The following is an 11,764-nucleotide window of genomic DNA, read 5'->3' as shown; positions in this document are numbered from 1 at the left end:
CAGGTCCAGCGGCAGATAGGCGGCACCGCTTTTAAGCACGGCGAGCAGCGCGACCAGCATATCGAGCGAACGCGGCAGGGCAACGGCGACCGCTTGTTCGGGGCCGATGCCCTGGGCCACCAGCGCACGCGCGAGGCGATTGGCGCGAGCGTTGAGTTCGGCGTAGGTCAGGCGCTCTTGTTCAAACACGGCCGCGATGGCATCGGGCGCACGCGACACCTGTTGTTCAAACAGCACGGGAAAGCTCAATGCCGGCAGCGCGCGAGTAGTGGCGTTCCAGTTCACTACGACTTGTTCGCGCTCGGCGTCATCGAGCAGGCTGAGTGCATCGATACTTCGTGCCGGCGCCGCGACGATAGCGGTCAGTAACCGTTCGAGCCGGGAAGCGAAGCGTTCCGCCGTGGCCCGTTCGAATAGGTCGCAGCTATATTCGAGTTCACCGACGATGCCGCCGGCTGCGCCATCGCTCATGCGCGTTTCGCCGAGACTCAAGCGCAGATCGAACTTGGCTATCGATTTATCGAGGGCTTGCGGCTGGGTTTGAAGCCCGGCGAACACGGGTTCGTCAACGTGATTGTTCTGCAACAGCAACATCACCTGGAACAGCGGCTGATGAGCCAGCGAACGCACCGGGTTGAGCATTTCCACCAGCCGCTCGAATGGCAGATCTTGATGCGCATAGGCGGCCAGGTCGGTCGCGCGGACGCGCTCCAGCAGCTCGCGGAAGCTCGGGTTGCCAGACAGGTCGGTGCGCAACACCAAAGTGTTGACGAAGAATCCGATTAAGTCATGCAAGGCGTCGTCCGTGCGACCGGCGATGGGACTGCCGATGGTGATGTCCTCGCCGGCACCGAGCTTGCTTAGCAGCAAGGCGAAGGCCGCATGCAACACCATGAACAAGGTGGCGTGTTGTTCGCGTGCCAGATGCAAGAGGCCGCGATGCAGTTCGGCATCGAGCTGGAAGCGCACGACATCGCCGCGATAACTGGCGACGGCCGGGCGCGGTCGATCGCTGGGCAGGTTCAGTTGCTCGGGCAGGGCGGCTAGCTGCCGGCGCCAGTAGGCGCATTGCTTTTCGATGGCACTGTCGGGGTCGGCTTCCTCGCCCAGTAGTTCGCGCTGCCACAGGCTGTAGTCGGCGTACTGCACCGGCAGGGGCGACCACGTCGGTGCCTGTTGCTCGACTCGTGCCGCATAAGCCGCGCTCAAATCACGCAGCAGCGGCGCCAGCGACCAGCCGTCGCCGGCGATATGGTGCAGCACCAGAAGTAATACATGCTGATGTTCGCCCAGCTCGAACACATGCGTGCGCAGCGGGCTTTGCGTAGCCAGCTCGAAGCCTTGCATCGAGGCGTCGGCCAGCGCCTGCGCGAAGCCGGCCTCGTCGATGCGGTGTTCGATCAGGTGTGGCCGTGCCTGCTCGACAGCCAGGATATGTTGATAGGCCACGCCCTGCGTTTCGGCGAAGACGGTACGCAGACTTTCGTGCCGCGCGATCACATCGTGCAGCGCCTGCGTCAGTGCCTGGCGATTCAGCGTGCCGTGCAGACGCAGTGCCAGCGGCATGTTGTAGGTGCCGCCCGGACCTTCCAGTTGTTGGATAAACCACAAGCGCTGCTGTGCGAACGACAACGGCAGACGCTCGGGGCGCGGCATCGCGCGCAGTGGCGCGCGGCCACGTTCGGCGCTATCCAATTGCTGGGCAAGTGCGACGACGGACGGGTGCTCGAACAAGGTGCGGATCGCCAGTTCTACATCCAGGGTGGCGCGGATGCGGCTGACCAGCCGGGTGGCGAGCAGCGAATGGCCGCCCAAATCGAAGAAGCTGTCGTCGATGCCGACGTTATCCAGTCCGAGTACTTCGGCGAACAGGGTGGCGAGAATGATTTCCTGCGGCGTGCGCGGCTGGCGGCTTTCGGCGCGGGTGTAGTCGGGGGCGGGCAGCGCTTTGCGGTCGAGCTTGCCATTGGGCGTGAGCGGCAATGCGTCAAGCAATACGATGGCGGCCGGCACCATGTAGTCGGGCAACGGGCCGGCGAGAGCCTGGCGCAACGCCGCCGGATCGAGTGCGACGCCTTCGGCGGCGACCGCATAACCGACCAGTTGTTTGTGGCCGGGCTGGTCTTCGCGCGCGACGACCACGCCATGCGCCACGCCGGGCTGGCGTGTGAGTGCCGCTTCGATCTCGCCCAGCTCGATGCGAAAGCCGCGCACCTTGACCTGATGATCGACGCGGCCGAGAAAATCCAGCTCGCCGCCCGCCAGCCACCGCACCAGGTCGCCGGTGCGATACATCCGTTCGCCGGGGGTGAACGGGTTGGCGACGAAGCGCTCGGCGGTCAAGGCCGGGCGCTTCAGATAGCCGCGGGCGAGGCCGTCGCCGGCCAGGTACAACTCGCCCGGCACGCCGACCGGTACCTGCTGCAGGCCGGCGTCCAGCACATAGGCCTGGGCGTTGTCGACCAGTCGGCCGACCGGCACCGGACCATCGACATAATCGCCGCGACGGAAAGCTTTCCAGGTCGAGGTCATCGTGCATTCGGTCGGACCGTACTGGTTGGCCAGCACCGTGCAGCCCAGGGCATCCATGGCGCGCAACAGTAGCTCGCCGCGCAGGGCTTCGCCGCAGGTCAGTAGCTGGCGCAACTGCAGTTCGCACGGCGCGGCTTGCTGGGCTGCGACCAGTTCGTGCAGCAGGCTGGGCGTCATGCTGAGTACGCTGGTAACCGCGTGCCGATGCAGTGCCTGCAGGCAGGCTGCCGGATCGCGCGCGCTGGCGTCGTCGATCATCACCAGCCGCGCTCCGGCGAGCAACGGGCAAAGCATGTCGCGGATCGACGGGTCGAACGAAATCGAGGTCAGGTTGAGCACCACGTCCTGCGCACCGACGGCGTAGTTGCTGGCCAGGAATCGCAGATAGCCGGCCGCATTACGGTGCGGGATGCATACGCCTTTGGGCTGTCCGGTCGAGCCGGAGGTATAGATCACGTAGGCTGCATGTTCGGGTCGCAGCGGGCGCAGACGTTCGCTGTCGGTAGGGTTGTGCGCGGGCGGGAATGCCGCGTTGACGCTTGCCGTATCGTCAACAAGAATCAGCCGGGCGCCTGCCGGCAGCGAGGCTGCGGCTTCGACCGTGCTGAGAATGCCCGCCGGCCGGGCATCGTTGAGCATCGCCGCGATGCGCTCGGGTGGATATGCCGGATCCACCGGCAAGTAGGCCGCACCGGATTTCAGAATCGCCAGCAACGCTATGACCAGTTCAATCGAGCGCGGCATGGCCAGCGCTATCAACTGCTCGCTGCCGACACCGCAGTCGATCAGGCGATGAGCTAGCTGGTTGGCACGCCGATTCAATTCGGCGTAGCTCAACATGTGTTGCCCAAACACTAGCGCGATCGTGTCCGGCGTGGCCTGCGCCTGGCGTTCGAACAATTCCGGCAGCGTAGCCGCCGCACGCCCTTGCGTGGTGTCGTTCCATTGCTCCAGCAGACTGCGTTCGGTACTGATGAGCAGACTGATTTGCGCAGGCGATACCGCCGGATTGGCGACCACCGCGCGTAGCAGGTCGGTCAGCCGGGCGACGAGTGTCTGCATCGAATCCGCATCGAACAGATCGCAGGCGTATTCAAGCTCGGCGGCGATGCCGGCCGGCAGGCCATCGGCATCCCATTGCTCGCCCATCGCCAGGCGCAGATCGAACTTGGCAATCGACTTGCCGATTTCTTCAGGCTGCACGGCCAGCCCAGGCAAGGCCAGGTCGGCCTCCTGGTTGTTCTGCAACATCAACATCACCTGGAACAGCGGCTGATGAGCCAGCGAGCGCACCGGGTTGAGCATTTCCACCAGCCGTTCGAACGGCAGGTCTTGATGAGCATAGGCGGCCAGGTCGGTTGCGCGGACGCGCTCCAGCAGCTCGCGGAAGCTCGGGTTGCCGGACAGGTCGGTGCGCAATACCAAGGTGTTGAGAAAAAAGCCGATCAGATCGTTCAAGGCATCGTCAGTGCGACCGGCGATGGGGCTGCCGATGGCGATGTCCTCGCCGGCACCGAGCTTGCTGAGCAGCAAGGCGAAGGCCGCATGCAACACCATGAACAAGGTGGCGTGTTGTTCGCGTGCCAGATGCAAGAGGCCGCGATGCAGTTCGGCATCGAGCTGGAAGCGCACAACATCGCCGCGATAACTGGCGACGGCCGGGCGCGGCCGATCGCTGGGCAGGTTCAGTTGCTCGGGCAGGGCGGCTAGCTGCCGGCGCCAGTAGGCGCATTGCTTTTCGATAGCACTGTCGGGGTCGGATTCCTCGCCCAGCAGTTCGCGCTGCCACAGGCTGTAGTCGGCGTACTGCACCGGCAGGGGCGACCACGTCGGTGCCTGTTGCTCGACTCGTGCCGCATAGGCGGCGCTCAAATCACGCAGCAGCGGCGCCAGCGACCAGCCGTCACCGGCGATATGGTGCAGTACCAGCAGTAGTACATGCTGGTGTTCGCCCAGCTCGAACACGTGCGTGCGCAGCGGGCTTTGTGTAGCCAGCTCGAAGCCTTGCATCGAGGCGTCGGCCAGCGCCTGCGCGAAGCCGGCTTCGTCGATGCGGTGCTCGATCAGGTGTGGCCGTGCCTGCTCGGCAGCCAGGATATGTTGATAGGCCACGCCCTGCGTTTCGGTGAAGACGGTACGCAGACTTTCGTGCCGCGCGATTACATCGTGCAGGGCCTGCGTCAGTGCCTGGCGATTCAGCGCGCCGTGCAGACGCAGTGCCAGCGGAATATTGTAAGTACCGCTGGCGCCCTCCATCTGCTGGATAAACCATAGGCGCTGCTGCGCGAACGACAACGGCAGATACTCGGGGCGCGGCATCGACCGCAGCGGCGCCCGGCCGCGTTCGGCGTTGGCCAGTTGTTGCGCCAGCGTGGCGACCGAGGAATATTCGAACAAAGTACGGATTGCCAGTTCCACATCCAGGGTGGCGCGGATGCGGCTGACCAGCCGGGTGGCGAGCAGCGAATGGCCGCCTAAATCGAAGAAGCTGTCGTCGATGCCGACCTTGTCCAGTCCGAGTACTTCGGCGAACAGGGTGGCGAGAATGATTTCCTGCGGCGTGCGCGGCTGGCGGCTTTCGGCACGGGTGTAGTCGGGGGCGGGCAGCGCTTTGCGGTCGAGCTTGCCATTGGGCGTGAGCGGCAGTGCGTCAAGCAATACGATGGCGGCCGGCACCATGTAGTCGGGCAACGGGCCGGCGAGAGCCTGGCGCAACATCGCCGGATCGAGTACGACGCCTTCGGCGGCGACTGCATAACCGACCAGTTGTTTATGGCCGGGCTGGTCTTCGCGCGCGACGACCACGCCATGCGCCACGCCGGGCTGGCGTGTAAGTGCCGCTTCGATCTCGCCCAGCTCGATGCGGAAGCCGCGCACCTTGACCTGATGATCGACGCGGCCGAGAAAATCCAGCTCGCCGCCCGCCCGCCAACGCACCAGGTCGCCGGTGCGATACATCCGCTCGCCGGAGGTGAACGGGTTGGCGACGAAGCGCTCGGCGGTCAAGGCCGGGCGTTTCAGATAGCCGCGGGCCAGGCCGTCGCCGGCCAGGTACAACTCGCCCGGCACGCCGACCGGTACCGGCTGCAGGCCGGCGTCCAGCACATAGACGCGAGTGTTGGTGAGCGGACCGCCGATGCCCGACGCCGATGCGTCTTCGCCATCCCAGCCGGTGACGTACACGGTGGCTTCGGTAGGGCCATAGAGATTCGCCACCTGGCACTGCGGCCATTCGTGGGCGAGGCGTTCGAGCAAGGCGGCAGGCAGGGCTTCACCGGCCAACACCATGCTGTGCACGCCTTGCAGTGACAGGCCTTGCTCCAGTACCCCCGACAAGGCCGAAGGCACGGTACTTATCAAGCTGCCTTCAAACCATTCGCGCGGCTGCTCGGCCAAGTCCAGCAGATCTTGTACCAGTTGCACGCGACCGCCCGAGCACAACGGTGCGAACAGTTCAAAAACCGACACGTCGAAGCACAGCGACGTACTCAGCCACACGCGGGCCAGCCGCTCGCCGAAATAAGCCACGGCCCATGTCACGAAATCGTTCAAATTGCCGTGCGAAACCACCACACCCTTGGGCAGGCCGGTGGAGCCGGAGGTGTAGATCACATAGGCCGGGTGCTGCAACGTCAGTGGCAGCAAGCGCGACGTATCGTCGGGGTCGGCCCATGCCGCGCCATCTTCGTCGCAGTCGGGCGCAAGCAGCGGATAGCCAGTAGCCAGCCACGCGCGCGCGGCTTCGCCGCCGATCACCAACGAGGGCCTGGCATCTTCCAGCATCAAGCGCAGGCGATCGGCCGGATAGTTCAAATCCAGCGGCAGATACGCGCCGCCGCTTTTGAGCACCGCCAGGATCGCTACCAGCGCATCGGGCGAACGAGGTAAAGCGATGGCGACGAGTTGTTCCGGGCCGATGCCCTTGCCGATCAAGCGGTGCGCGAGATAGTTGGCGCGCCGGTTGAGTTCGGCGTAGCTCAGTTCGTTGTCGCCCGAGACCAGCGCAATGGCATCGGGGGTGCGTCGTACTTGTTGTTCGAACCGCGCGATCGCGGTGTGTTGCAACACCGGTTTCGTGGTGGCGTTGGCGTCGTGCAACAGTTGCTGTCGTTCGGCATCGTCGAGCAGGCCGATGCCGGCGATCGACGTGTCCGGTGCCTGCGCCACTCTTTCCAGCACGCGCGATAGCCGCTGCGCCAATTGCCGGACGCTGGCTTCGTCGAACAGGTCGGTGGTGTAGTCGATGGAAGCGAACAGGCCATCGGCGGCTCCGTCGGGTGTATGGCATTCGACGAAGACCAGATTCAAATCGCACTTCACCGATGCCACGCCAAGCGGCTCATCGCGCAGGCTCAGTCCCGGCAACGCGAACTCGCTGGCCTGGCCGCTTTGCAAATCGAGCATCACCTGAAACAGCGGTTGGTGCGCGAGCGAACGATTGGGGTTGAGCATCTCCACCAGTCGCTCGAACGGCAGGTCCTGGTGCGCATAGGCGGCCAGGTCTGCCACGCGCACGCGTTCCAGCAGTTCGCGAAAGCTCGGGTTGCCGGACAAATCGGTGCGCAGCACCAGGGTGTTGATGAAAAAGCCGATCAGCTCGTTCAAGGCGTCGTCGGTACGGCCGGCGATAGGGCTGCCGATGGCGATGTCCTCGCCGGCGCCCAGCTTGCCCAGCAGCACGGCAAAGGCCGCATGCAACACCATGAACAAAGTGGCGTGCTGCTCTCGTGCCAGATGCAGCAGGCGCCGGTGCAAATCGGCGCCGAGCTGGAATTGGATCGCCTTGCCGCGATAACTGGCAACCGCCGGCCGTGGCCGATCGGTGGGAATGGCCAGTTGCTCCGGTAACTCGGCGAGCGTGCGCTTCCAGTAAGCGCCTTGCAGTGCGATCAGGCTGTCGGGGTTGGATTCCTCGCCCAGCAGTTCGCGTTGCCACAGACTGTAGTCGGCGTACTGCACCGGCAAGGGCGACCAGGTCGGTGCCTGCCGTTCGAGACGTGCCGCATATGCCTGGCTGAGGTCGCGCAGCAATGGCGTCAGCGACCAGCCGTCGCCGGCGATATGGTGCAGTACCAATAGCAGCACGTATTCCTGTTCGCCGAGGCGAAACAGGTGCACGCGCAAGGGGCTTTGCGTGGCGAGATCAAAGCCCCGCGTGGCCGCCTCGGCCACGGCTTGCTCCAGTGCCGGCAGCTCCAGCGTCAGCTCGGTCAGCGCCGGCCATGCATGTTCTGCGGCGATGATGTGCTGGCAAGCGACACCTTCCACTTCGACGAAGACGGTGCGCAGGCTTTCATGGCGCGTCGACAAATCGTGCAGCGCTTGAATCAGCGCCTCGCGATTCAAGCGGCCTTGCAGCCTCAGCGCCAATGGAATGTTGTACGTGCCGCTGGGCCCTTCCAACTGCTGGATAAACCATAGCCGCTGCTGCGCGAACGATAGCGGCAGGCGCTCGGGGCGCGGCATCGCGCGCAACGGCGCACGGCCACTTTCGGCACCGTCCAATTGCTGGGCAAGCGCCGCGACACAGGGGTGCTCGAACAAGGTGCGGATCGCCAGCTCCACGTCCAGGGTCGCGCGGATGCGGCTGACCAGCCGGGTGGCAAGCAACGAATGGCCGCCCAGATCAAAGAAGCTATCGTCGATGCCGACGCGCTCCAGCCCCAACACTTCGGCGAACAATCCGGCTAGGGCGGTTTCTTGCGGCGTGCGCGGCGCGCGGCGTTCGGCGCTCGCGTAGTCCGGTGCGGGCAGCGCCTTGCGGTCGAGCTTGCCATTGGGCGTGAGCGGCAGTGCGTCGAGCAATACGATGGCAGCCGGCACCATATAGTCGGGCAACGGGCCGGCGAGGGCCTGGCGCAGCGCGGCCGGATCGAGCGTCGTACCCTCGTTGGCGACCACGTAACCGACGAGCTGTTTCTGGCCAGTAAGATCTTCGCGTGCCAGCACAACGCTCTGCGCTACGTTGGGCAAACGCGCCAGCGCCGCTTCGATCTCGCCCAGCTCGATGCGAAAGCCGCGCACCTTGACCTGGTGATCGACGCGGCCGAGAAAATCCAGCTCGCCATCCGGCAGCCAGCGCGCCAGGTCGCCGGAGCGGTACATGCGCTGGCCCGGCGTGAACGGGTTCGCCACAAAACGTTCGGCGGTCAGCGCCGGACGCTGGAAGTAACCGCGCGCAAGACCCTGGCCGGCCAGATACAGATCGCCGGCGACGCCGACCGGGACCGGCTGCATGGCGGCATCGAGTATGTAGACCTGCGCATTGGCGATCGGGCGGCCGATTGTCGGCGCCACGGCGCCCCTCAGCGGTGCGCCAATGGTGGCGCAGACGGTGGTTTCGGTGGGGCCATAGGCGTTGAACATGCGCCGGCCTTCGGACCAGCGCGCGACTTGCGCCGGCGGGCAGGCGTCGCCGGCGACGATCAGTTGCGCGCAATCGGGCAAGTTGTCCGCAGACATGACCGGTAACGCGGCCGGCGGCAACGTAACGTGAGTAATCGCATGGCGGCGCAACAACTGCACCAGTGCGTCGCCGGGAATCAGTTCGTCGCTCGGCGCAAATACCAATTGCGCGCCGGACAGCAGGCCCATGCAGCATTCCCAGAACGCGGCATCGAAACTGGCCGAGGCAAATTGCAGCACGCGCGAGGCGGGGGTTACCGTGAAATGTTCGATCTGGCTGGCGATCAGGCTGGCCACGCCTCGATGGCTAAGCGCTACGCCCTTAGGTGTGCCGGTCGAGCCGGAGGTATAAATCATGTAAGCCAGGCTGTCCGGCAACGATTCACGCGCAGGTGCGCTGGCCGGCTGGGTGGCGATCAGCGCGCCATCGGTGTCCAGTTCCACCAACTGCGCCCAGTGCGCGGGCAACCGTTCGATCACCGCCGCCTCGGTAATCAGCACCGGCGTCATGGCATCGTTGAGCATCCATGCCACGCGTTCGGCCGGATAGTTCGGATCTATCGGCAAATACGCCGCGCCGGCCTTGAGGATGCCGAGCAGGCCGATCGAAAACAGCGGCGAGCGCTCCACGCATAAAGCCACCAGCGATTCCGGGCCCACCCCCATGTCCAGCAGATGGCGCGCCAGTTGATTGGCCTTGCTGTCGAGTTCGGCATAGCTCAGTACGGTGTCGCCGAATATGACAGCCGGTGCGTCGGGCGTTGCCTGCACGCGTTGCTCAAACAGATCGGGCAGGGTGGTGGCGGGCAGTGCGCGCGCACTGTCGTTCCAGTGGAACAACAACTGCTCGCGTTCTTCCGCATCGAGCACGTCGATCTCGCTTAACGGACGCGTCGGGGCGGCAACGACCTGGTGCAGTACTCGCATCAATCGCTGCGCGATGCGCTCGGCCGTGGCCTGGTCGAACAGATCGGTGGCGTAGTCGATCGAGGCAAGGAACGCGCCGGGTTCGTCGGCGCTGGCGTCCTGCTCGATAAACGTGAAGTACAAATCGTTTTTTGCGCTCAGCTCGTGCAGCGGTTCCGCGCTTACTCGCAGGCCCGGCAGCTCCAGGCTGGCGTCGGCGTTGTTCTGCAAGACCACGGTGGCCTGGAACAATGGCTGATGCGACAGCGAACGAGTGGGGTTGAGAATTTCCACCAGTCGCTCGAACGGCATGTCTTGATGCTCGTAGGCGGCCAGATCGGCGCTGCGCACGCGCGCCAGCAGTTGCTCGAAACTCGGGTTGCCCGACATATCGACGCGCAACACCAGGTTATTGACGAAGAAGCCGACCAGGTCATGCAGCCCTTCGTCGGTACGCCCGGCGATAGGGCTGCCCAACACGATGTCGTCGCCGGCGCCGAGCTTGCTCAGCAACACCACCAGGGCCGCATGCAACACCATGAACGGTGTGGCCTGATGCTCGCGCGCCAGTGCATGCACGCGCTGATGCAATTCGGTCTCCAGGGTGAAATACACCGCGTCGCCGCGATGACTGGCGATCTGCGGATACGGCCGGTCGGTAGCGATGTTCAGTTGCTCGGGCAGTTCGGCCAGCGTGTGTTTCCAGTAGCTGCTTTGCCGTGCGATCAGGCTGTCCGGGTCCGATTCCTCGCCCAACAATTCGCGTTGCCACAACGTGTAGTCGGCGTACTGCACCGGCAATGGCTCCCACGCTGGGGCGGTGCCTGCACAGCGTGCGGTATACGCGGTGGAAAGATCCATGGTCAGCGGCGCCAGTGACCAGCCGTCACAGGCGATGTGATGCAGCACGACTAACAGTACGTGGCTGTTCTCGCTCAGTGCGAACAGCCAGGCGCGCATCGGGATTTCGCGTTCGAGGTCGAAGTTGTAGCCGGCCGCGTCTTTTAATGCGTCGGGCAGGCTGGCCTCATCGGTGGTCAATTCGATCAATGGCAGTTCGACACAGACCGTATCGATGACGAACTGCTCGGCGGTCTCGCCGGTGTCCTTGACCACGGTGCGCAAGGTCTCGTGCCGTTCAACCACGTCGGCCAGCGCCTGCTTCAGCGCGGCACGGTTCAGCTCGCCCTCGAAACGCAGCGCGAACGGCATGTTGTACGCCGCGCTGCGGCCCTCCAATTGATAGGTGAACCACAGCCGCTTCTGCGCGAACGAGAGCGGGATCGGTTCTGCGTAGGAGGTGCTGAAGCTGGCGTCTACCATATCGATTCCTGATCCGTTTGCTGCCGGCACGTGGGGGTCCTGGATGGTTGGCGCGGTGCGGGCGAACCGCACCGCATCGATGCCGATGGCTTAGGTCTGCTTGTTGCGTTGAGTCATCGGGCGCAACACCACCCGCGCTTTCGGCGCTTCCTGGATGCGTTGCATCAGCTTTTCCACGGTGGGCGCCTCGAACAACGCACGGATCGATAGCTCCACCGACAGGCTGCTGCGGATGCGGCTGAGCAGGCGTGTCGCCAACAGCGAATGGCCGCCTAATTCAAAGAAGCTGTCATCGATGCCGATCTGTTCGATGCCGAGTACTTCGGCAAACAGCGCAGCCAGGGCGGCCTCTTGCGGGTTGCGCGGTTCGCGCAACGGCTCGCGGTTGAAGTCCGCCGCCGGCAACGCGGCGCGGTCCAGCTTGCCGTTGGGCGAGAGCGGCAAGGCGGGCAGCAGCACGACGGTGACCGGCACCATGTAGTCGGGCAGCAGCTCGGCCAGCGTGCGCCGCAACGCGGCCGCATCCAGCGCGTAGCCGTCCTGCGGCACCGCATAGCCGACCAGTTGTTTGTGACCCAGATGATCTTCGCGCGCCGCC

Annotated in this window: 2 protein-coding genes; both read right to left on the bottom strand. The window is 64.7% G+C overall.

The features are described from left to right. Positions 1–11,166: non-ribosomal peptide synthetase (locus tag DVJ77_RS20840; protein WP_114847467.1), on the bottom strand; the 11,166-nt coding region annotated here is incomplete at its 3' end. Between the two features lie 90 nt (positions 11,167–11,256). Further along, a partial coding sequence (locus DVJ77_RS20835) for a phosphopantetheine-binding protein (protein WP_162791632.1) occupies positions 11,257–11,764 on the bottom strand: 508 nt, incomplete at its 5' end.

The sequence above is a fragment of the Dyella tabacisoli genome (assembly GCF_003350925.1).
In the GTDB taxonomy this organism is placed as follows: Bacteria; Pseudomonadota; Gammaproteobacteria; order Xanthomonadales; family Rhodanobacteraceae; genus Dyella_C; species Dyella_C tabacisoli.
The sequence above is the reverse complement of the archived record's forward strand: the minus strand, read 5'-3'. Positions and strand labels throughout refer to the sequence as shown.